This window comes from Tardiphaga sp., assembly GCF_041424195.1.
Taxonomy (GTDB): domain Bacteria; phylum Pseudomonadota; class Alphaproteobacteria; order Rhizobiales; family Xanthobacteraceae; genus Tardiphaga.
Genome location: NZ_JBGMOE010000205.1, coordinates 107880 through 129298, shown reverse-complemented (window position 1 = coordinate 129298; position 21419 = coordinate 107880). Strand labels below are relative to the sequence as shown.

22 protein-coding genes are annotated in these 21419 nt (G+C 58.7%); 18 read left to right on the top strand and 4 right to left on the bottom strand.

What is annotated here, in order from left to right; genetic code table 11:
* Nucleotides 1–98: 98 nt before the first annotated feature.
* From ACEK02_RS28555 to ACEK02_RS28485, 15 genes are all read left to right on the top strand, one after another.
* On the top strand, nucleotides 99–308 hold the full coding sequence (locus ACEK02_RS28555) for a hypothetical protein (protein ID WP_371424838.1): 210 nt from the start codon (nucleotides 99–101) through the stop codon (nucleotides 306–308).
* Between the two features lie 107 nt (nucleotides 309–415).
* Entirely contained in the window at nucleotides 416–625 is a 210-nt protein-coding gene (locus ACEK02_RS28550) for a hypothetical protein (protein WP_371424837.1), read from the top strand.
* A 97-nt stretch (nucleotides 626–722) separates the two neighbouring features.
* Complete coding sequence (locus tag ACEK02_RS28545) at nucleotides 723–1229, top strand: prepilin peptidase (RefSeq protein WP_371424836.1); 507 nt, start codon at nucleotides 723–725, stop codon at nucleotides 1227–1229.
* Nucleotides 1230–1260: 31 nt separating this feature from the next.
* Nucleotides 1261–2085, top strand: coding sequence for a Flp pilus assembly protein CpaB (cpaB, locus tag ACEK02_RS28540; protein WP_371424835.1), 825 nt, complete (start codon nucleotides 1261–1263; stop codon nucleotides 2083–2085).
* A complete protein-coding gene (locus tag ACEK02_RS28535) occupies nucleotides 2082–3281 on the top strand; it encodes a CpaE family protein (RefSeq protein ID WP_371424834.1) in 1200 nt (399 codons plus the stop codon). Before cpaB ends, ACEK02_RS28535 begins: the two co-directional genes overlap by 4 nt.
* A 173-nt stretch (nucleotides 3282–3454) precedes the next feature.
* Complete coding sequence (locus tag ACEK02_RS28530; protein WP_371424904.1) at nucleotides 3455–4705, top strand: CpaF family protein; 1251 nt, start codon at nucleotides 3455–3457, stop codon at nucleotides 4703–4705.
* Entirely contained in the window at nucleotides 4705–5634 is a 930-nt protein-coding gene (locus tag ACEK02_RS28525) for a type II secretion system F family protein (protein ID WP_371424833.1), read from the top strand. The genes ACEK02_RS28530 and ACEK02_RS28525 overlap by 1 nt, the downstream gene beginning before the upstream one ends.
* Complete coding sequence (locus tag ACEK02_RS28520; RefSeq protein ID WP_371424832.1) at nucleotides 5631–6542, top strand: type II secretion system F family protein; 912 nt, start codon at nucleotides 5631–5633, stop codon at nucleotides 6540–6542. Before ACEK02_RS28525 ends, ACEK02_RS28520 begins: the two co-directional genes overlap by 4 nt.
* A gap of 3 nt (nucleotides 6543–6545) precedes the next feature.
* Complete coding sequence (locus tag ACEK02_RS28515) at nucleotides 6546–7193, top strand: isoprenylcysteine carboxylmethyltransferase family protein (protein ID WP_371424831.1); 648 nt, start codon at nucleotides 6546–6548, stop codon at nucleotides 7191–7193.
* Nucleotides 7194–7304: 111 nt separating this feature from the next.
* Entirely contained in the window at nucleotides 7305–7748 is a 444-nt protein-coding gene (locus tag ACEK02_RS28510) for a hypothetical protein (RefSeq protein ID WP_371424830.1), read from the top strand.
* Nucleotides 7749–7757: 9 nt separating this feature from the next.
* Complete coding sequence (locus ACEK02_RS28505; RefSeq protein ID WP_371424829.1) at nucleotides 7758–9167, top strand: pilus assembly protein TadG-related protein; 1410 nt, start codon at nucleotides 7758–7760, stop codon at nucleotides 9165–9167.
* Nucleotides 9167–9580: a TadE/TadG family type IV pilus assembly protein gene (locus tag ACEK02_RS28500; RefSeq protein ID WP_371424828.1), complete on the top strand. Its 414-nt coding sequence runs from the start codon at nucleotides 9167–9169 to the stop codon at nucleotides 9578–9580. Before ACEK02_RS28505 ends, ACEK02_RS28500 begins: the two co-directional genes overlap by 1 nt.
* Before the next feature lie 419 nt (nucleotides 9581–9999).
* A complete protein-coding gene (locus tag ACEK02_RS28495) occupies nucleotides 10000–11622 on the top strand; it encodes a type II and III secretion system protein family protein (protein WP_371424827.1) in 1623 nt (540 codons plus the stop codon).
* 11 nt (nucleotides 11623–11633) lie between these two features.
* Entirely contained in the window at nucleotides 11634–12041 is a 408-nt protein-coding gene (locus ACEK02_RS28490) for a hypothetical protein (protein WP_371424826.1), read from the top strand.
* Between the two features lie 119 nt (nucleotides 12042–12160).
* Complete coding sequence (locus ACEK02_RS28485; RefSeq protein ID WP_371424825.1) at nucleotides 12161–12697, top strand: tetratricopeptide repeat protein; 537 nt, start codon at nucleotides 12161–12163, stop codon at nucleotides 12695–12697.
* A 216-nt stretch (nucleotides 12698–12913) separates the two neighbouring features.
* Here the strand turns inward: ACEK02_RS28485 and ACEK02_RS28480 are convergent, their stop codons facing one another.
* Nucleotides 12914–14101 (bottom strand): hypothetical protein, encoded by a 1188-nt coding sequence (locus ACEK02_RS28480; RefSeq protein WP_371424824.1) that lies wholly within the window; start codon nucleotides 14099–14101, stop codon nucleotides 12914–12916.
* A 629-nt stretch (nucleotides 14102–14730) separates the two neighbouring features.
* On the opposite strand from ACEK02_RS28480, the gene ACEK02_RS28475 reads away from it, so the two are divergent.
* The 3 genes from ACEK02_RS28475 to ACEK02_RS28465 are packed head-to-tail and all read left to right on the top strand — an operon-like array spanning nucleotide 14731 to nucleotide 18372.
* Nucleotides 14731–16188, top strand: coding sequence for a DASS family sodium-coupled anion symporter (locus ACEK02_RS28475; RefSeq protein WP_371424823.1), 1458 nt, complete (start codon nucleotides 14731–14733; stop codon nucleotides 16186–16188).
* Nucleotides 16189–16231: 43 nt separating this feature from the next.
* The gene (locus ACEK02_RS28470) at nucleotides 16232–17509 is read left to right on the top strand and encodes a CaiB/BaiF CoA transferase family protein (protein WP_371424822.1); all 1278 of its coding nucleotides are present in this window, start codon (nucleotides 16232–16234) and stop codon (nucleotides 17507–17509) included.
* A 29-nt stretch (nucleotides 17510–17538) separates the two neighbouring features.
* Nucleotides 17539–18372, top strand: a complete 834-nt coding sequence (locus tag ACEK02_RS28465; RefSeq protein WP_371424821.1) for a citryl-CoA lyase — start codon at nucleotides 17539–17541, stop codon at nucleotides 18370–18372.
* A gap of 24 nt (nucleotides 18373–18396) precedes the next feature.
* Here the strand turns inward: ACEK02_RS28465 and ACEK02_RS28460 are convergent, their stop codons facing one another.
* From ACEK02_RS28460 to ACEK02_RS28450, 3 genes are all read right to left on the bottom strand, one after another.
* The gene (locus tag ACEK02_RS28460) at nucleotides 18397–19401 is read right to left on the bottom strand and encodes a LysR family transcriptional regulator (RefSeq protein WP_371424820.1); all 1005 of its coding nucleotides are present in this window, start codon (nucleotides 19399–19401) and stop codon (nucleotides 18397–18399) included.
* 286 nt (nucleotides 19402–19687) lie between these two features.
* The gene (locus ACEK02_RS28455; RefSeq protein ID WP_371424819.1) at nucleotides 19688–20482 is read right to left on the bottom strand and encodes a lytic transglycosylase domain-containing protein; all 795 of its coding nucleotides are present in this window, start codon (nucleotides 20480–20482) and stop codon (nucleotides 19688–19690) included.
* Nucleotides 20483–20677: 195 nt separating this feature from the next.
* Nucleotides 20678–21403 carry a FadR/GntR family transcriptional regulator gene (locus ACEK02_RS28450; protein ID WP_371424818.1) on the bottom strand — a complete coding sequence of 242 codons (726 nt, stop codon included), beginning with the start codon at nucleotides 21401–21403 and terminating at the stop codon, nucleotides 20678–20680.
* Nucleotides 21404–21419 lie beyond the last annotated feature (16 nt).

Here is a 21419-nt window from a genome sequence, read left to right as displayed (position 1 = left end):
GCCGCCGCTCGGGTCAGGCACTATAGATGTGATCGGTTGGCGCTAGTTTTCGTCGCCTACGACAGCTGCGAATTCCATTTTTCAGAAGGAGTTTTCCTATGTTGAAATATTACATCCAGACCACGGAAGCCCTGAAGAATTTGCGCACAGACGAGGGCGGCGTGGTGTCGTTCGAGTACATTATCGTCGCGGCTTGTATCATCGGCGCAGTGGCTGCGGCGTTCGGTACGGGCGCTACTGGTGCCATCGGGACGGCGCTGTCTGGCGGGATCACCGCTATCACCACCAAGTTCACTGCCGCCGTGTAATACGGCTATCTGACCCCGGAGGGAGGCATCGGAATGTGCCTCCTACTAGAATTTTAACCAGTCGGCAGCACGGCAATGTCTTCATCTTGTAAAGAAGGATTTTTCCTATGTTGCAGTATTATCGTAAAGCCACCGAAGCGTTGAAGAACCTGCACACAGACGAGGGTGGCGTGGTGTCGTTCGAGTACATTATCGTCGCGGCCTGTATCATAGGCGCAGTGGCTGCTGCATTCGGTACCGGAGCTACTGGTGCCATCGGGACGGCGCTGTCTGGCGGGATTACCGCTGTCACCACCGCCTTCACTGCGGCCGTGTAATACGGTTATCTGCCCCCCTCCCGGGGGCACCTCCACTTTTCAATGTGACCCTACTGTAAGTTTATTAAGTCGCCCTCGCTTTTGAGGCCTGCATTTCATGAATTGGATTGCTCCCACAGCCTCGTTTCTGCAGATCGTATTGTTGCTATACGTCGCAACGATCGATATCGCGACCCGATTGATCCGAAATGAAATTTGTCTGGCGCTGGCGCTGCTTGGGATCGCCGGTCAATTTGCCGGTCCGATGCAAATTGCCGAATCTCTGATCGCCGTAACAATCCTGTTCCTGCTGCTGCTGGTCATCTACCAGCGAAGATTAATCGGCGGCGGCGATGTCAAGTTGCTGGTTGCCTTGGCGATTGGTCTCCCATTGGTGGGCGTGATCCAGTTGTTGACCATCACCGCGCTGGCGGGCGGAGTTCTTGCCCTGGTGCATCTGATGATGCGCGTGCTGCCGTATCCCAGGCTGGCGCCCGCGGGATCGTCATTCGTACGGCGCGTCTACGCGATCGAGCGTTGGCGCCATTTGCGACACGCACCGCTGCCTTACGGGGTTGCGATCGCGTGCGGTGGCATTTGGATTATTCTCACCCGAGGACTTTGACATGTCATCCACGTTGCGTCTCTCGATTATCATGGTGCTGGTGCTCGCAACCGCCGCGCTCGGGCTCATTGCCTATAACATGAACCTGCCGAAAGTGCAGGTCCCGGTAGTGGAGGTCACGGTGAAGGCGCCGGAGCCGCTCACGGTCGGCTACTTTGTCGCGGCGCATCCGCTGCCGAGAGGGACGCTGGCTCGCGATGAAGATTTCACCGTACGCTCGGCATCGCCGGGCAGTGTTCCGGCAGGGGCGATCCTCGATACACCCGACGCCAAGATCGGAATTCGCGGATCTCTGGTTCGCAACTTCCTCGACACGGGCAGTCTCGTCACATCGGAAAACATCTTGCGACCGCGAGAACGGGGTTTTCTCGCCAGCGTCCTGGCACCGGATAGCCGTGCCGTCAGCATCAACGTTGACGCGGCGTCTGGTGTCTCTGGCCTGATCTGGCCGGGTGACTATGTGGATGTCGTGTTCACCCAAGAGCCGACGACGGCGAGCGAGGATAAAACATCCCAACAGCACGGCATGCTGAGTGAAACCATTGTTCAGAACGTTCGGGTCGTCGCGATTGACCAGGAGATTGTGCAGGGTGGTCCAGCCAACAACGCCGCCGCCGGCAAGGTCGCGCGCACGGTAACGTTGCAGCTTGCGCCAGAGCAGGTCAGGAAACTCGCCGTCGCAGGACAGCGTGGCAAGCTCACCTTGGCCGTACGGTCAGCTGTCGACCGGCAGGATACAGCGGACGCGGACACGACAGTGGTGGTTTATGCGCGCAATAACGGTACGAAATTCTCAGTCAAGAAGGAAGATGCCGGGATTTCGCGCACTGCGCTGAGCGAGGGGAGGTCGTGGTGAACGTCAACATAGCAATAGCCAGTCCGCCTGAAGAACCGGCGTCTCTCGTAACACGCAGCCGAATCGTCTGTTTCGTAAATGACGAGCTTAGTGCAGAGGCTCTGCGCAAAGGCCTGGAAGGTAGCAACCTATCGATCAGGCGTGGCACGATCCGTAATGCCATCCGGATGCTCGAAACCGACACAGAGCTATTCGCCTTGGTGGTAGACATCAGTGGAATCGATGATCCGTTTACCGAACTGGAACGGTTGGCCGCTGTCTGCCCACCCGATGTCCGGGTGGCTCTGATCGGTGAGAGCAGAGAGATCACCTTCTACCGCGAGCTTATGGAAATCGGCTTGACGGAGTACCTTCCGAGGCCGCTGACGCGTGATTTGGTTTTACACCAGCTACGTCCGAAACTGCTAGGCGACGTGGCGCCCGGGACGGCGGATCGTGGCGGGCATGTAATCTCGATCTGCGGCGCTCAGGGGGGGGCGGGAGCGACGAGTATCGCCATCAATCTCGCACTGCAACTGGCCGAGACCACTAAGGCCAAGGTCGCGCTGCTCGATCTTCATCTGCAGAACGGCGAAACGGCGGTGATGTTGGGTGTTCGGCCTGGGCCAGGGTTGCGTATCGCTCTGGAAAACCCGATGCGGGCGGACACCTTGTTCCTCGAACGCGCGGCAATTGAGATCAACGAGCGGGTTTGCCTGATCTCGGCCGATGAGGACCTGGATGCGCAGCTGGACATCACGGAAGCCGGCGTGAGGCATGTGCTGGGTCTGCTCCGTCAGCGGTTCAATTACATCGTTGTCGATATACCGGTCCCGTTTCCGCCATCCATCCATCCGGTGATCATGCTTTCTCGCCACGTGCTCGTGCTGCTGGAAGCGGAGGTGACGGGCCTTCGCAATGCTCATGCACTCCGCACCGCCGTCACCAACATCGCCGGCAAGGATCGAGTCTTTACCTTGCTCAATCGTGCCAATCGTGCCGGGGGCCTTCCCAGTGCAACGATCGTCAAGGCCCTGGGTGCGGAACCCGATATGGTGATTCCCGATCTTGGGAAGGGAATGACCGAGGCGGTCAATCTCGGAATTCCAGCTCTCAAGCACGTGAGAGGGCTGCGACGTCACCTCGCCCCGATCATACGGGAGATCGCGGGTGTAGGCGCCCTGCGGCAGGGATGGTTGAGGAGGCTGTTCGGGTGACGAAAAAATTCGGCACGCGTGAACGCGACGGCACGCCAGCTCGTTTCCTGGCATTGACGCCAAGCGACAGCACGCCAGCTCCTTTGTTTGTATCGATGCCGAGCTTGCCAGCATCCACGCCAAGCCGGCCTGCATCGGCGCCTAGGCGCGACGAATCTTCGTCCGAGAGGCCCGTGATGCCAGCTTCGCTACGCGAACGGGTCATCGAGCAGATCGAGCCATCGGTGGCCGCAACGGTTTCGCGCGAAGTCCTTCGGCGGCAGATCGAGGAAATCATCCATGGAATCGCCAACCAGGAACGGCTCGAACTGTCGGGTCGCGAGCAGTTTCAGCTAGCGGACGAGATAGCAGACGACATGACCGGCTACGGGCCGCTCCGTCCGCTCCTGCTCGATGAATCGATCAACGATATCATGGTCAACGGACCAAGTAACATTTATGTCGAGCGAAACGGCAAGCTGGAACGGATCGCGATACGGTTCCGCGACAACGATCACATCGCATCTGTGGCGCAGAAGATCGCGTCTCAGGTTGGACGACGCGTTGATGAATCCAGTCCGATGGTCGATTGCCGCTTGCCGGACGGCAGCCGGGTCAACATCATTTTCCCGCCACTGGCGATCCATAGCCCCTGCATTTCCATCCGAAAATTTCCAAGTCGCCGTCTGGATATGGCCGGAATGATCAATAACGGCTCAATGACCTCCGCGATGGGGCACTTGCTGGAGATTGCCGCCCGGTGTCGGCTCAATATTCTGGTTTCTGGCGGTACCGGCTCTGGCAAGACGACACTGTTGAACGCCATGAGCCAATTCATTGATCACAGTGAGCGCGTTGTCACCATCGAGGATGCGGCAGAGTTGCAGCTTCAACAGCCGCATGTGATCAGCCTGGAGACCCGGCCTCCCAGCCTCGAAGGCACCGGACAGGTAACGCAACGCGATCTGGTGTGGAATGCCTTGCGGATGCGTCCTGACCGGATCGTGGTCGGCGAGGTGCGCGGCGCTGAAGCGTTTGACATGCTGCAAGCAATGAACACCGGCCACGATGGATCGATCTCCACGGTACATGCGAACTCCGCCCGCGACGCACTGACCCGCATTGAAAACATGGTGCAGATGGGACAGCCAAATCTGCCACTGCGGGCGATCCGATCTCAGATTATCGCTGCGCTGGATATTATCGTGCAAGTCGAGCGCATGCGGGATGGACAGCGCCGCGTTATCCAAATTAGCGAGGTGATCGGCCTGGAAGGCGATGTAATCACGACTAATGACATCGTGGCGTTCCAGTACGAAGAGGAGGACGTTCACGGGCGGATCTCGGGCACCTATCGGTCCACACATGCCATCCCGAAATTCAAGACCCGCCTTGCCTACTATGGGCTCGATCGAGCCTGGGCCGAGGCTATGAGGCAGTTATAATGATGCAGTCTTTGACTCTCATTGTCCTGGTGCTCCTGATGTGCGCGTCAGCCATGACGTTGTGGCTCGGCACTCGACAAAGCTGCATCGATCGTAACGTGGCGATAGCCCTGCCAGCCTCAGATTCAGCGGGCATGCCTTCGATTCGTCGGTTAGAGGCCGGGTCCCGGTGGATGTTTCTCCACCGCCTAGTCTATTACAAGGCTGGGACAGCTTACGCTTGGCACCCCGCCTATGTGCTACTTGCCGGTGTCATCGCAGCAGCGACAATCTTCTATGTTAATAGCCTGCTGAACTTCTCTATCCTCTACGCGTCTTTCGCGGCTGCAATTGTCGCCTTCATGGTGGTGCGAGGTTTGTTTGGATGGCAGCAACGTCGTCTCGCCAATCAACTTTTTCGACAGCTACCTGACACGATCCAGCTGGTGACGAGCACTGTTCGATCCGGGTTGCCGGTGAGCGAAGCATTTCGCATCATTGCTCGCGAGATGCCACAACCAACATCCGGGCAGTTTGCTATCGTATGCAGCGAAGTGACTATGGGAAGCTCTCCAGAGGAAGCTGTGGAAGCTGTCTATCGGCGAACGCAGTTGACCGAGTATGGAATCTTTGCGGTGACACTTGCGGTCCAGCTGAAGTCCGGTGGCAGTTTGACCGAAACGTTGCAGACTCTGGGAGACACCGTGCGGCAGCGTGTTGCGCTCGCCGCTCGCGCGAAGGCTCTGGCAGGAGAGGTGATCTTTTCCTCTCGAGCACTTTCATTGTCGCCCTTCATTGTAGGTGGGTTACTATACGCGATCAATCCGCAAACAGTTGATCTACTGATCTACGATCCGACCGGAAACATGCTCCTGGCTTACGCAGGAGCATCAGTGCTTGTCGGGACCCTTGTGATACGTTGGATGGTCAGAAGGGAAACAGAACTATGACTTTTGGTTTCAGTTTGGTTGCCCTTGCCATAACACTTGCGGCTGCGACCTTGGTGTTGATCATTTTCGAACTACACTTTCGTGCGTTGAACATGCGGGTGTCAAATGCCGTGATGGGCGTTCCTGGCCGGTCAGCGCCCTTCGGAGACATGACTGGGTGGCTTTCATCGCTCGGGGCGCGGTATCGACGCTTCTACTCTGCAGAAAATCTGGACCAACTACGAACAATCGTTCACTCGTCAGGCTTCAATCCTCATCGGACCTTGACGATCTGGATTGGTGTCAAAACTGTCAGCATGTTCTTGTTTCCGACTATTGGCTTGTTTGTCGCGCAGCTTTCAGGGAAGTCGCTGATCGATGGGCTGATCTTCATTCTTATTGGGGTCGTGATTGGAATTATGGGGCCGCGGTTGATCCTGTCGGTGCTGAGACGGCGTTTTAACGCCGGCATCCGGCTAGGCACGCCGGATATGATCGATTTACTGGTTGTCTGCAGCGAAGTGGGAATGGGTCTGGAGAGCGCGCTCGAACGAGTAGCGGAAGAAATGAACCAGACTAATCCTGCGATGGCCCGGGTCCTGTACAGCCTTCTTGACGATCTGCGGATATTGCCAAATCGCAGCGAGGCATTCGAAAAATTAGGATCTACGTCAGAAGGACTTCGCCGGTTCGGCATCATGGTCGGCCAAAGCCTGCAATACGGAACGCCGTTGAGCCAGGCGCTGCGCAGTATCGCTGTCGACCTTCGGCGAGAACGTATTACCCAGCTGGAAGAAAGAGCACACAAGTTAGGCGCCAAGCTGACTATTCCGATGGTGTTGTTCATGCTTCCAGCCATGTTCATCATTTTGGGTGGAAGTCCGTTTCTGCACCTCATCCGTACATTCTCCAGCTTCGGGATGAACTAAGCCATGAGCACGATTGCCCTGTCGAAAAACTGGTCTTACGAGCGGACGATGCAGTTGTTTGGCGGCATGTGGTTCATGTTGCTGGCACTTTTGCTCGCCATCAAAATTGGGACATCGCTTACCGATCCCTGGCCATCGCTTCTGTCGAGTTTTTGCCTTGCCATCTTCTACACGCTGCTGACGGTGTTGATCATGACCAGGCCACCGGCGAGGGCGCAAGCGGCCGGCCTGCTGCCCAGGATAGCTGCGTTCGTCGGCAGCTATATGCCATGGACAATCACCTTCTTCGGCCAAACCGACCAGGCGTTGCCAAACTTGCTGGCCACCGCTTGCGTGCTGATCGGCATGATCATGATGCTTGTCACGATCCGGCATCTAGGCCGGGCGTTCAGTTTGGTACCGCAGGCGCGTTCAGTGGTGCAAACAGGTCCTTATAGATGGATCAAACACCCACTCTATCTCTCGGAAGAACTCGTGATACTGGGTGTAGTCCTGCAACACCTGACACCGGTAACGGTGATCGTTCTGGTCCTCCATATCGGCGTTCAAGTATGCCGGATTCTTTATGAAGAAGACCTGCTTCGGCGCAGTCTCCCCGAGTACTCCAGTTACGAAGCATCACGCTGGAGATTGGTTCCTTATGTTTGGTGAGTGAGCCATGAATGGCCGGCTTGTTATGGACATGTGTGTTGATCTGCATCGGTCCAACACTGACCCAAAGGGGGCACCGTGCTGCATTTATTGCCCTGTCGAGATCGGCCCGTGAGCCGTAGATTATCTTTCGTCGCGGATCAGCGCGGCGCCGCCGCGTTTGAGATGCTGATCGTCTTCCTTTTCCTGGGGGTGAGCCTGCTTCTGCCGCTTGCCGACGTTGCTGCCGCTGGCTTTCAGTTTGTATCGGCGTGGGAGGCGTTGCGGGCCTTCGGGCAAAAGATCCAGTACGCGCCGCCATCGGACGTTACCAACTGGGCAGCCTGGAAGTCGGCACTCCCGACTTCGGTTTCAGGTTATCCCATCAACAATCTCCAGGTCCTCTGCGGTGACGCCATAACCGCCTGCTCCGCAACCAACGTTGGTTCGCCGAAGTACTATTCATACACGACGACCGTCACCGTGGCGCCCATCATATTAACGACGGTGTTATGCACGAGTGGTAACGCCAATTCTTGTTCGTACACGCTGTCTTACTCGGCACGGTTTCAATAGGAGTGGTCCATGCGTAGCTTGCTTCGCTCTCGTCGTGGTTCCGTCGCCTTCGCCACCGTTATCGCTCTGATACCGCTGATAGGAGTGGTCGCACTCGGGGGCGAGGCGGGATCGTGGTACGTCACCAGGCAACACGCGCAGAATGCCGCCGATGCGGCAGCCTATTCGGGCGCCATGCAGCAATTATGCTTATCGAACGCACCCTGTGCGGTTACACAAACAGTGGACTATCGCGCCAAGCAATCTGCGGCACAGAACGGGTTCTGCAACGCGAGCGCGACCTCCTATCCCGGCTCACAATGTAGCACTAGCCTTCCGACAGGAGTCTCGCAGACCGTCACGATCACTCCGCTCGCTTCATGGAACGGGACCGCCGGAACCTTCGTTCAAGCCACGGCTAGCCAGCAACAACCGGCATACCTGGCACAAGTGCTCGGTTTGTCCACCGTCAATATTGGTGCGACAGCCGTGGCCGCAGTGCAAAGTCTGGCTGCGCCGGCCTGCGTCTTGGCATTGACGGGCTCCATCAGTTTCCAGGGCAGCCCGAACATCAACGCGCCGAACTGCGGTATGGCCTCGAACGATACGGCCAAGGATGCAATAAACTTTACTGGCGGCGGGACGACGATGAATCTCGGCTCGCTTTCGACTGTCGGCGGATGCACGGGGAGCACAACGTTCTGCAACAAAACGCTGACTTATATGCCGGCCCCGACTGTCGATCCCTTCTCGGCTCTCGATGGGGCCCTCACCACGTTGTGCGGAGCGAGTCCCACGCTCCCCGCCAAATGCGGTCTCCCGACATGCAGTGGATCGAAGCTCGTGGCTTACAGCGCAACCTCTAGCCCACCCTTCTGTACGAATAGTGACCTCCACATCACAGGCAATGGGACCGAAACTCTGTCCCCCGGCGGGAACACGGGCTGCCCGACGTCCGCATCCAGCTGCATATACTTCATCTCGGGTACTCTGAGAATCACAGGGACTCCCATCATTTCGGGTACGGCTACCTTCATTATGCTGCCAGGGGCAACAATCAACAACCAGGGGAATGCAGCGATCACCATTACGGGGCCGACAAGTACCTCGTCGATCTCCGTCCCTGCGGCCCTTCAGCCTAACGCAGCCTTGTTCCAGTACATGGCCCTTTATGCTGCCCCGTGTCCTGCATGTTCGGCCCCACTGAACAACATGACCTTTGGGGGAAATACAAACATCACGCTCAACGGAAACATCTACGCGCCGACCGAAAATGTGACGTTTCAGGGCAATCCTACTATTACCGTAGGCGGCGCAGGAGGCGGCTGTGGCCAGCTGGTCGCCGCCTCGATCGCGTTCAATGGCAATGCCACCTTCAACAACAACCAGTGTGGGACAACGAGCGTGCGTCAAAGCAAGTATGTCCAGTTGGTGCAGTGATGAGAAAGCTCGATCAACGCGGCATGGCGGCGTTCGAATTCTGCCTTGTCGCCGTGCCGCTTCTCACGTTGATGTTCGCCATCTTTGATCTGGGGCGTTACGCAATCACCATGCAGTCATTGCGGACGCTCTCGAATGCTGGTGCTCGCGCTATCATGATCAAATGCTACACAGATGCCGCAATCAAAAAACAACCTCCCGCTTGCAGCGGTGATCCCTTGCCATCCGATGCAGCCAAACAAGCGGTTGCGCCCTTCCTGTATAATGGCGGTCTCACGCCGACGCTGAGCGTACCAGCGACCGCAGCCTCCCCAATTACTGTTACGGCATCTCAACCAGGTTTTACCATGATTATGCCGATATGGGGCACAGCATTGAACGCGCCGAGCGCGTCTACCTCAATACCGTTCTGACAGATTCCCAAGCCTCAGTCCTGGGATGGGCCTGTACGGTAGGCGACGAAGAGTTAGTTCTTAGCAGGCGCAATATGACCATCGACCAGAGACTGAAAGTGGTGCCCGCTGGCAACATCGGGAAAGTTTCGTCTGAGTCGCGATAGCCCGGGAAAGGTCTATCCTTGCTAACGAGGCGCATGACGGATGATGATCTTGACGCATTTTACGGCTGGCGCGCGACCGGGAAGTGCCCTTTATGAGGCCGGAGTTGATTTTGTGCCCACGCGCAGCGCGCGCCGAGAAGTATAATTACGAAGGTAACGATTTGTAGTGGGACGGATTGTAAGCTCTGCGACGTGGTGCATGAAGGAGAGCTGTTAGGACGCCGAGGAAGTACATTGCGGGGGCGGCCGTGGATCGCGGCGAAGGGGGATCGGATGAGTAGCGATCGCGTTTCGGGCAAGGCAGGAGCGAGGCTCCTCGCCTTGAGCGTGATAGTTCTTGGCGCTGCGCTTGCCTTGTTTGGTTCAGTTGACCGCGCGGGGGCTGCGGATCGGCGGGGCTCCTCCAGCGGAGTCTTCGTCAGCGAAATGACCGACGTCCAGCGGGTCAAGGTGACCCTCAACAAGTCACGCACCTTCAGGGTCGATACAGCTTTTTCCACCATTGTCGCGGGCTCGCCTGACATCGTCGACGTGAAGTCGCTAAGCGATCACCTGATCTACATCCAGGGGAAGCAGACTGGTACCACCAACGTCATCCTGTTCGATAGTTCGATGAAGCAGATCGGTATCCTCGATGTCGAGGTCGCGATCGATACCGGCAATCTGCAACAGAACATCCAATCCAGTACCGGCGCGCGCGGCATTCGCGTCTCCGCCACGGAGGGCCAGGTGGTATTGAGCGGAACGGCGGTCGATGCCGTCGCCGCCGAGCGGGCCATGGCGATTGCCACCGGTTCCGTTGCCAAGGGGGGCGTCGTCGTCAACGCCATGAGCGTGGCGGGGCCGCAGCAGGTCATGTTGGAGGTGCGTTTCCTCGAGGTGTTTAGAAAGGCTGGGCGCGACCTCGGCGTCAACCTCTATGCCGCCAATGCAAACGGCACGAACGTCGCTAACACGGGTCTTGGCGGAGCTACAAACGTTGGGCGGTCACCCATCGGTGGTGTTAATAGCACCGGTAGTAGTCCTGTCGGCGCCAATCCTGCTGGCAGCCTTCCCCTACTAGGTACGGCGGCTACGCTAGCGAGCGGAGCGACCCCGTACGGCGCATTGCTCACAAGCATTCTCAGGCTCAACAACGGCATGTCGATCGACAGCCTGGTGACGGCGCTGGAGACCAAGGGCGTATTGCGCCGCCTGGCCGAGCCGAACTTGATGGCATTGTCGGGCGATGCGGCGCGCTTCCTGGCCGGCGGTGAATTTCCAGTGCCGATACCCAACACGACTACAAACGGTTTTCCCACTATTACTATCGAATACAAGAAGTTCGGTGTTGAACTGGCCTTCGTGCCGACCGTTCTCTCGCGCGGCGTGATCAACCTTAGGGTTGAGCCGTCGGTCAGCGAGCTTGATTTCACCAATGCGATTACGATTCAGGGGACGACAGTTCCAGCGTTGACCCGCCGCGACGCTCGGACCACGGTCGAGTTGCGCGATGGTCAGAGCTTTGCAATCGCCGGTCTGCTGCAGACTCGCAACCGGCAGGACGTCTCGCAAGTGCCCTGGATCGGCTCGGTGCCGGTGCTCGGGACTCTGTTCCGCAGTTCGTCCTACCAGCAGGAGGAAACCGACCTGGTGATCATCGTCACGCCGCGTCTGGTGGTGCCAGCCGTGCCTGGGCAGCGATTGGCCTCGCCGCTGGACTCTCGCCTGCCGGCCAATGACGTCGATTTCTTCCTCAACGGTCAGATGGAAGTGCGCAAACGGTACAATGATTATGTCAATTCTGGCGGCGAGGTGAAGGGACCTTATGGCCACATCATCGCCCCTGACACTCGCTTGTCCAATCCGCCGCCCGCTGTTCTCTCGGACCAGCCAGTCGTAAAGACCCTTAACTGAGGAAGCGAGACATGACCGTTAGATACCTGACGCTTCTGGCTCCCTTGTTACTTGGCGGCTGCTATGGCGTCGCAGGCCACGATGAAGTCGATCGCTATTTTCAGCGCTCCGACACCATTACAATGAGCGCTGGCGACGCCAAACAGGTCAACGCCGTCACCCATACAATCCACCCGTGGCCGCGGTACGTCGGTGATCGCAGGATTGCGTATGACGCTCGGCGCGTGGGCGGCGCAGTGACACGCTATGGCAATACGAAACAGCCGGTGGATCAGCTTCCCGACATCGGCGACGCGACCAAGGCGATGGGCCAACGGCCTCCCGTCACGCAGAATATTAACATAGAGGGATTGGGGGCAGGATCGTCTTCTGGAGTATCGGTGCCGGTCGGTAGCGGAGTCGGTGGAACGAATAACTAAAGAAGGCTGGTCGTGGCGCTGGCAACAGGGCGTGCTGCCTGTTGGTGTAAAGTAATTTAGCGATGATATTTCAAACGGTGCACTGAGTCCGCTGGGGCCGGGGCGGGGGACAAAGGATTATGCGGCGTCTCATTCTCATGTTGACCTGTTTTTGGTTGGCGACAGTGCTGGCTGGCTGCGACGCCACGGTCCGGGAGGCGGCGATCGTTGCGCCTGTGGACGCCGGGGGGGCAGACCCCGTTCAAGAGCCCACCGACGTCAAATACTACCCTTCCGACGAGCCAGTCCGGATGGGACTGGAGCAGTTCAACCGCGGCAATTACGGGATCGCCCAGCGTTATTTCAAGGATGGGGTCGAGAAATCGCCAAAGGATCTGACGGCCTGGATCGGGCTCGCAGCAAGTTATGACAGGTTGCGTCGCTTTGATCTTGCCGATCAGGCTTACTTGCAAGCGATTCGGTTGGGCGGCGAAACCGTTCAAATCCTGAACGATCAGGGATATTCGTACATGCTGCGCGGCAATCTGAGTGCTGCGCGCCGGAAGTTTGAGAAGGCCTATTCGCTCGACCCGACCAATCCGGTGATCGCGAATAATCTCGAACTCCTCAACGGTAGCCGACGGTTCATAGAACGGCCGCCGAATAACCAACCCTGATCAGAACAGGCGGACTTGAAGTGTCCGTATTCAGTATCGCGGCCATAAACTGAACCAAGCCACTTCGCCAATCGCGGGGCGAGCAGCCGCCATCGGCGCTGGCGCGCTAGATCTGTGCTTCACTGACCTCGTCGCCCGATATAAGAAAAAAATCCAATGACCTTGCCTTCATCAAGGCAGATCTCCGCTTCTGGTCATGCGCGTTAGGTCCGCGGCCTAGTTGGGCGGCAAAACAGCGTCTGCTTGACGGCTATCCCTTCTTACGATGATGATCGAACCGTTGCGGGTCGTAAATCTGCTCCCGAGCAATTTCGGTATCTTCTCCATGAGCTGCGACGGCAAGGGGATCGTTCCAGCCGCAATGGGATCGCCAACATTAATTGCAGGCGCTGGCGTCCCACCTGCGGGGGCGGGTTTGATGAAGTATCGTATCAACTGAATTTCTTCCCGCGAAAGACTCAGGCCGATTTGATCAGGGCGCGGATCCGCTGCGGCCTTGTTTTTTTCAGAGGTTGCGTTTTGATCGGCTTCCAGTCTGGCCTTCTCGGCCTGCTCAAGCTTTGCAAAACGCTCCTTCAGCGGGCCAAGCTCGCGATGAAGCATGACGATGTCTGTCTTCAAGGATTTTATCTGGACCAGCGCAACCGCACCGGCGGCACAAACAAGGACCGCCACCAGGCTGATAATTGCCAGCATGATCCCTCCGACGTTTCCAGCAACTGGATCTGCTTTCGGATTTGAGAGGGCGTGCACAACATGATCTCGCCACAGCCTGACGAAGGATCGAGCTCTGTTAGAGATAGTAGAGAAAAAGCCTGCCAACCAATCAGGCGGCTTTCGATCCGAATCTGCCGCAAGGCCCGGCTGCAAGAAGGCGGGAACATGCCGAGGCGAGGGGGCAAATTCGATCGCGTCTGCTTGCTCGATCTTGTCCGAAGCTGATGAAAATCGGTCGTCGATTGCTTGAGGGCGTTCGATGAATCGGTCGTCCACGTTAGCGCTTCGCGCGGCGGTCTGCTCGTCCTCTTGCTCGCTCAGGGGAAATTTCAGCCTCTGCATCTCACGCTCGAAACCCATTAATTGGTCCTCCGTTCCAATCAGACTATTGAGCGGTTCGAACTGATGCGATGAAGAGGATGAAGAAGCGGTTGGCGAGCGCGCGGCTGAGCTTTCAAGCGACTGCAGCAAAGATAAGCCTGCATCGGTGATCTGTATGCCTGTCTCGTCAATCAAAACCAGACCGGCTTGTAACAGGTCGACGTCGCCAAGTTCGGAAAAACGCTCTTGCTCAGCCCGATTCCCCGTTTCGAGAACCTGCCCGACTTCTTGCCTGATCTCTGCGAATGTGACGCGCCTGTCGGGCCACTTTGCCAAGACGTTCAGGACAGCCCATTTGAATTTCACGTGATCCCTCGGGAACCAGGCTGACGGAAAAGCAGTGGTAGACAACGGATGGTGATTGGAGCGACCGACGTGCCACCATAGCAGGTTCGGATAGACAAGCCTCTCCTTTGCAAGAGCGGCCCGCCGGTCCAGCGAAGGCGTCCGCACTCGTCAGGTTGATCTGAGGCGATAGCTACGAAGATTGCCGGCGGCCGCGGATCGTCAAAAATCTCGTCATTTTTAAATTTATATAGTAAGTTCAATAACATGCGAGTTCGCGGTTTTGTTCTGTCTGGCGCTCCGTATTGCCACCATCCGCGATAATCGCGAGGCAATTGGCTGGGGTCCATTTCCGGTCGAAACAGGCAGCTGTTGACGGACAACAGATCCGCACACTCTGGTGGATTGGTCGCCATGCGCCCCATCGCAAGTGTCCTTGGCAACGCGCGCGGTTCGGGCACCTATTCCCTCCGGTTATCATTTCCTGAAAACTAGCGATTGGACGCGCATGCCGCGCTCGGCGATAGCCTGTGTGATCAGAACAAGCTCGCCCGTCCGGCAGTTCATCCCGCCGACAGGAAGCAAGCGAGAGCGGCTCAATCGGGACATGCCGCATGCCCCGCTTTTCCGAGCCGCACGGAGGAGCGGTCATGACAGCGCATGCAGATGTGCAGCACGGTGAGCATTCAACGCGCTCGATCGAATCAATCCTGAAGGCGATTGGCCTGCCGCTGGCGATTGTCATCGCAGCCGCGATCTGGTTCGCCCGGACGCCGGACAATCTGTCCATCGAAGGCCACAAAGCGCTGGCGCTGTTCGGTGGCGTTTTTATTCTCTATCTCACTGAAGCAATCCCGCTTGCGATCGCGAGCCTGCTCGTCGTCCCGGCCGCTGTCTTGTCGGGCATCACGAACGTCCAGACAGCTCTCGAAGGTTTTGCGGCTTCACCTGTTTATCTGATCGTCGGTGCTTTCATCCTCGCGACCGGGATGGTGAAGACGCGACTGGCGGAACGCATTACTTACCTCATCCTGGCACGGATCGGCACAGCGCCGATACGCATTACCTTCGGGGTGATGCTCGTCAATATTGTGCTCGCTTTTCTGGTGCCGTCATCGACGGCGCGGACCGCAATTCTGCTGCCTGAATGCCTGAGCATTCTTGCGATCTTCGGGTGCGGCGCCCGATCGCCATTCGCAATCAACCTGCTCCTGACATTGACCATGACCAACGCAACGATCGGCGCCGGCGTGCTGACCGCTACCGTTCCCAATCCGGTCACGGTGGCGTTCGTCGCCAAGTCGAGCGGCCATACCATCACCTATGCGGAATGGCTGCTGTTCGGGTTTCCGCCGGCGCTGATGATGACCCTGTTTGCCTGGTGGTTCATTCAACGCGTATTCAGGCCCGAATTCTCGGAGGGGCTAGGCAAAGTCGATGAGACGATCCAGGAGAACCTGGCCAAAATGGGTCGCACGACGTCGGCGGAGTGGCGCGCACTCGCGGTTTTTTTGATGGTGACGCTGCTGTGGGCGACGCAGGGCGTGACGAAGCTCGACACCACCGTCGTCTGTCTGCTCGGTGCCTGCCTGCTGTTCTTGCCGCGCTTCGGCGTCATCGACTGGAATGATGCGAGCAAGGGTGTGTCCTGGCAAGTGTTGCTCGTGGCCGGCGGCGGCGTGTCGCTCGGTGACATTCTGATGAAGACCGGTGCCGCGAACTGGCTTGCGAGTTCGATCTTTCATGCGCTCGGCCTGGCCGGCGCCTCGGCATTGGTCGTGATCGTTGTGGTCATCTTTATCGTGCAGTTCATGCACGTGATCTTCGTCGGCACGACGGCGATGGCGACAGCCCTGCTGCCGATCATCCTGGCGATGGCCGGGACCGCCGGCGTTAGCCCTGTCGCGCTGGCGCTGCCGGCCGGCATGATCATCGGCGGCTATCCGCTGCTCATGTTCTACAACACGCTACCGAGCATTCTCGTATACGGCACGGGCAAACTGCGGGTCGAGGATTTTCCGAAGGTCGGCATTGTCATCTGCATCGTCGCCTGCCTTCTCTATTCGATCTGTGCCGCAACCTGGTGGCAATGGTTGGGTCTGTTCTGAGTGCCCACCGGTCGACGAATTCCCCTTTACCCGGAACAGTAAAATGACACTCCCTCTTGCCGGCGTCCGCGTACTCGATCTTTCCAACGTTCTGGCTGGGCCATTCTGTGGCTATCATCTCGCGCGCCTCGGAGCAGAGGTCATCAAGGTTGAAAATCCCCGGGGTGGCGATCTAGCCCGCCGGCTTGGCGCCGATCCCGATATGGCGAAACGTCTGATGGGATTGTCCTTCGTCGCGGTAAACGCCGACAAGCAGTCGGTCGCCATCGACTTCAAGTCGACCGAAGGCAAGGAGATTTTCCTGCGCCTCGTGGAGAAGGCAGATGTGGTACTGGAGAATTTCCGACCGAAGGTCATGGACCGCCTCGGCCTTGGCTATGCGGTTCTTTCGAAGCGCAATCCGCGCATCATCTATTGTGCGATCTCGGGCTTCGGACAGGACGGTCCATGGGAGGGGCGGCCCGCTTACGACCAGATCGTGCAGGGGCTCTCCGGCGCAATGAGCGTAACCGGCGATGCGCAGACCGCGCCGCTGCGCACCGGCTTCCCGATCTCTGATACGATCGCGGGTCTTACGGCATCCTTTGCCATCGCCGCCGCGCTCGTGGAACAGCGCATGAAAGGACGCGGCCGCAGCATCGACGTCTCGCTTCTGGAATCCACGCTCGCAGCGATGGGCTGGGTGGTCTCGAACCTCCTCAATGCGAATGTCGATCCGAAGCCGATGGGCAACGAGAATTTCACGGCGGCTCCCTCCGGCACGTTTGCGACCGGGGCGGGACTGCTGAACATCGCTGCCAACGAGCAGAAGCAATACGAATCGCTTTGCGACATCATCGGATGCCCCGAACTCAAGACCGATCCGCGATTTGCCGAACGTCAATCCCGCAAGGACAATCGGACTGCGCTGAAAGCCGAACTTGAAGCCGCGCTCGCGACGCGTTCGGCGGTCGAATGGGAGCGCCTGTTCAATGAAAACGGCGTGCCGGCAGGATGCGTCCTCTCGGTTTCGCAAATCCTCGAGGAGGAGCAGATCACCGGCCGCAGATTTGTTGAAAGTCTGAAGGCCGAGGTCTCCGATGGTCAAGCTATGCGCGTCACACGCCCCGGATTCCGGCTGGAGCAGGACTACCCCGAACCCGCGCCGCCGCCGCAACTTGGGCAGAACACGGAGAAATGGCTGCAAGACCTCGGTTATAGCGCCGAGGAAATCGCAGCGTTCGGCGCGCGGGGCGTTGTGACATTCGCGAGTCCGCCTACCGTGAGGGAGACCAGCCAAATGCCAGACCTCAAGGTCTGCGCCGAGAGTTCGAGCACCTGAAAATTCCAGCGAATATGAGCGAGGCGTCCGTGAGCGAACCGAAATCCAATGATCTGTTGCACAAGGCTGCCGAATGGTGGTCGACCGAGATCATCGATATGAAGCCGGGAAGCATCCGATTCCGCGGTTTCCCCATCGAGCAATTGATCGGGCGGGTCTCGTTTCCGCAAATGATCTGGCTCATGCTCAAAGGCGATCTCCCGACGCCTGATCAGTCAGCGCTGATGGAGGCGGCGCTCGTCGCCGCAGTCGATCATGGCCCCCAAGCGCCCTCCATTGCGATCGGCCGCATGGCGGTCACATGCGGCCTACCGCTTAACGGCGCGATGGCGTCGGCCATCAACGTCCTCGACGATGTTCACGGCGGAGCCGGCGAACAATGCATGGAGCTCTACGCCGACATCGCGCGCCACATGGATGCCGGGGTAGGGCGCGAGGCGGCCATCGAAGCCGGACTTGATGCGTTCATCCCCGGACACGGCAAGATTATTCCCGGCTTCGGCCATCGCTTCCATCCGGTTGACCCGCGCTCGCCGCGCCTGCTCGAACTCGTCGATGCGGCACGCGAGCGGCATGTCGTATCCGGCCGTTTCGCCGACATCGGCCGCGGCGTCGAGGCGCTGATGGAAAGCCGAAAGGGACGCCGAATTCCAATGAATATCGATGGAGCGACGGCGGTGATCTATTCGGAACTCGGGTTCTCGCCGGCACTCGGTCGCGGCCTGTTCATCCTCTCCCGCTCGGTGGGCATCCTCGCCCACGCCTGGGAGCAGTCGCAACAAGGAGGGCGCATCAAGGGGCCGATGCCGCCGGGTATTCCGTATGCGTATACGGGTATTGCACCCCGTGATTTTGCGGGATGACCAGGGACGATCGTAGGGCTCGCTTCAGCGAGACGGCCGGGCTGATCTGCGGGCTCCCTCGCCGGCTTTGACGACAGGGCCCGGCGGGCTGCCGGCAGGTTCATGTTGCTCAACGGGGGGCAACGGACTCTGATCGAGAAATGAGCGGCCGCGGCTGCGCAGCAGGGTCACGACGCGCTGCGCAGCCGGGGACAAGTAGCCGTCCCGGCGGCTGATCAAACCCAAAGGCCGCTTCATCGTCGTGGCACCGACATCCAGACGCTCAAGCTGTACGCCAAGACGGTCCGGGCGCAGGTTGCGAGTAGATGTGAAACTGAGCAGTGCGGTATCGGCGATCAGCCTCGGCAGGGTGGTGATGGAATTGGTTTCGATCTGGACAATCGGCTCCGGCAGGCCATGTGCCTCGAAGATCTGATCGAGCCACTGACGCATGGCAACCGTGCGCGCCGGAAGAACCCATCTCGATGCAACGAGATCGTGGATTTGAAGCGGCCTGCCGCATAGGGCGTGCCCCCGCGCCGCGACGACAACCACCTCGTCGATTCCAAACGCCTCGGCGCTGAACTCATCGGCGTCGCTCGGAAGGATAGGCCCGATGGCAAGATCGAGCGCCTTGTCGCGTAATGCGGCGCGAACCACCCCACTCATCGCGATTTGCACCTCGATCGTGACACCCGGCGAATCGTCGATGAGTGCGCGGCAGACTTGCGGCAGTAGATATTCGCCCATCGTGGCACCGCAGCCGATGCGGACATGGCCGACAGTCCCTGCGGCGAAATCGCTGACCTCGCGAAGCGACTCTTCCATGGCCGATCGCATGCGCCGGGCCCGCGACAGAAGCACTTCGCCCACGCGAGTAAGCGAGATGCCGCGTCCGGTTCGCTCGAACAGATCCGCGCCCACCGCCTCCTCGAGCCGCTGAATGCATTTGGTCAGCGCCGGCTGCGTCCGCCCGAGCCGTTCGGCGGCCCGTCCCATGTGGCCGAGATCCGCGATCGCTTCGAAATATGCTAGGTCACGAAGATCCATGTGCTCATCCCGGACATCTATCGCAGAATATGGCGATCGGGCTGTTCCCACCCCACTGTTGATGGGAGCCTAATACGTGACGCACCTGGCAGAGCGGCGTCGCCGGTCAGGCCTATGCCAACCAAAGGTCGTGTTGCCTCTGGCGGGCGTCAAACAGGCCAATCGCAAGTCCTTTTTATTGGAAATTATATCGCCATTTCAATGGTACAATGGTTCGCAAGCTGCTTGAGAATCCCGTCACGCCAGAGACCGTCGATAAGTGTTGCTGCGCTTCCTTACCCGCGCGCTAATTTCCGCCATTGGCTGCAAAGCGCAAGAACTGCCGCTTCATCGCGTTGACCTTGGAGATGTAAGCCCCAACGAGATGATCCCCGCACCGCTCGCCGGTGATCATCTGAAAGCGACGGCGTGCGTAAGCGGTGGCAGGACCTCCGCCGCAGAGATGGATAAAGGCGGCAAGATCCTGTGTCTGTTGCACGGTAGCGACAACACCGCCCGCCCGGGTGAGTACGGCAGCGACATTGCGGTCCAGATATATCGATGCCAGCTCCACGGCATGACTCGGGATTGCGCGAAAGTAGGGACCGAAGCCGCAGCCCGTATCTTTGACTGTGTTCGCTCGGATGCAGAACCGGGTAACCTCGGAATAGGCCGGATCGGTCATCTGGAACAGGCCAACGGCGCTTGATGCGGGCTGGTAGATCGCGAACGGATTGAAGCTAAACCGCCAGCGCCAATAGGTGCGATCCACCGGATTGCCTGAGCTCTCGACCTGGGCGAGCGCGGCCAATAATTCGGGCGTGATCGAATGGGTTGAATAGGCGCGAAACAGCGGTCCGTATTGCCGCCACGTCTCGGCCGGCTCCTTGTCGAGCTTGTGGCCGACAAAGAAGAGCAACTCTGTCGGCTTATGGATCACCTGATAAATGAGGTTCGTCAGCATCAAGGCCGCAAGCGCGATCGCGACGACGCCTGCCATTCGAAGAGCCCACGGCGCTTCCGCAAGCTTTCGTCGCGCCCATCGTGTGCTGCGCCGCCAGCGGCGAAGGCGACTGGAGAGTCTCCTGCTTATTTTCGGCATGCGTTTTGTGAGAGGAGGCTTGGTAGTGGCATGGCCCGATAGGTTGAGGTTGTGCGTGCCAAGGTAGCGGCTGGGATGTTGCAATAGCCCAAGGCATTAGCCCAGGGCATTGCTCCTGTCACTGTCGCAAGGGGGCGTCGGCCAAGCCGGAATTGCCGCTTTTGCGTAACGCGAAAGCCCGAAAGCCACGACGGGCTAGCCGCCCTCAAAAACGCGCTTGCGGGCGTTCTCGATATGCGACCGCATGGCTTCGCGAGCTCCGGCTTCGTCTCTGGCGGCGATCGCATCGAGCACCGCCCGATGCTCCTCTTGCCCACGCAGAAGTCGATCGCGAGGCTGGATCAAGGAGAGATTTCGATTGAGCGTGATACCAACGCTCACCTGAGACTGGATCGCGGCGAGAGTCGCGGCGAAGAAACGGTTGCCGGTGGCCTCTGCGACCGCACGGTGGAACGCAATGTCTTCCTCTACGCCGAGCGCGGCATCTGTGATCACCTGATCAAGTGCCGTGATAGCGTCGCGGATACGCCGCAGTCCTTCTGTATCGTGATCGCGCGCGGCAAGCGCGGCGGCTTCTCCTTCGATGCCGATCCGAAATACGAAACAGCGCTGGATATCGGCAATGCTTCCCACGGGAGCGTAGTTGTAAACGTCCGCCGCGGGACGTCGCATCACGAACGAGCCGGCGCCCTGCCGCGATGCGACGACGCCGTCATCGCGCAGCCGCATCAGCGCTTCACGGACGACCGGGCGTGAAACGCCAAGCTGATCTGCCAGGCGCGTTTCAGGAGGGAGCCGCGAATTGACCGGGTAGATTCCGACCGTGATCTGGCTGAGGACATGATCGTAGACGCGGTCACTAAGCTTTCCGGTCACAGCCGGGCGCTCCGGAATGTCGTCCCGTTTGACCGCTGCGCCCATATTCACTCCGTCCTTG

Bases quoted from the DNA above. Each gene is read 5' to 3' on its own strand.
- ACEK02_RS28555 (WP_371424838.1), top strand. From the start codon at position 99: ATGTTGAAATATTACATCCAGACCACGGAAGCCCTGAAGAATTTGCGC.
- ACEK02_RS28550 (WP_371424837.1), top strand. From the start codon at position 416: ATGTTGCAGTATTATCGTAAAGCCACCGAAGCGTTGAAGAACCTGCAC.
- ACEK02_RS28545 (WP_371424836.1), top strand. From the start codon at position 723: ATGAATTGGATTGCTCCCACAGCCTCGTTTCTGCAGATCGTATTGTTG.
- cpaB (WP_371424835.1), top strand. From the start codon at position 1,261: ATGGTGCTGGTGCTCGCAACCGCCGCGCTCGGGCTCATTGCCTATAAC.
- ACEK02_RS28525 (WP_371424833.1), top strand. From the start codon at position 4,705: ATGATGCAGTCTTTGACTCTCATTGTCCTGGTGCTCCTGATGTGCGCG.
- ACEK02_RS28520 (WP_371424832.1), top strand. From the start codon at position 5,631: ATGACTTTTGGTTTCAGTTTGGTTGCCCTTGCCATAACACTTGCGGCT.
- ACEK02_RS28515 (WP_371424831.1), top strand. From the start codon at position 6,546: ATGAGCACGATTGCCCTGTCGAAAAACTGGTCTTACGAGCGGACGATG.
- ACEK02_RS28505 (WP_371424829.1), top strand. From the start codon at position 7,758: ATGCGTAGCTTGCTTCGCTCTCGTCGTGGTTCCGTCGCCTTCGCCACC.
- ACEK02_RS28500 (WP_371424828.1), top strand. From the start codon at position 9,167: ATGAGAAAGCTCGATCAACGCGGCATGGCGGCGTTCGAATTCTGCCTT.
- ACEK02_RS28495 (WP_371424827.1), top strand. From the start codon at position 10,000: ATGAGTAGCGATCGCGTTTCGGGCAAGGCAGGAGCGAGGCTCCTCGCC.
- ACEK02_RS28490 (WP_371424826.1), top strand. From the start codon at position 11,634: ATGACCGTTAGATACCTGACGCTTCTGGCTCCCTTGTTACTTGGCGGC.
- ACEK02_RS28485 (WP_371424825.1), top strand. From the start codon at position 12,161: ATGCGGCGTCTCATTCTCATGTTGACCTGTTTTTGGTTGGCGACAGTG.
- ACEK02_RS28475 (WP_371424823.1), top strand. From the start codon at position 14,731: ATGACAGCGCATGCAGATGTGCAGCACGGTGAGCATTCAACGCGCTCG.
- ACEK02_RS28470 (WP_371424822.1), top strand. From the start codon at position 16,232: ATGACACTCCCTCTTGCCGGCGTCCGCGTACTCGATCTTTCCAACGTT.
- ACEK02_RS28460 (WP_371424820.1), bottom strand. From the start codon at position 19,401: ATGGATCTTCGTGACCTAGCATATTTCGAAGCGATCGCGGATCTCGGC.
- ACEK02_RS28455 (WP_371424819.1), bottom strand. From the start codon at position 20,482: ATGCCGAAAATAAGCAGGAGACTCTCCAGTCGCCTTCGCCGCTGGCGG.
- ACEK02_RS28450 (WP_371424818.1), bottom strand. From the start codon at position 21,403: ATGGGCGCAGCGGTCAAACGGGACGACATTCCGGAGCGCCCGGCTGTG.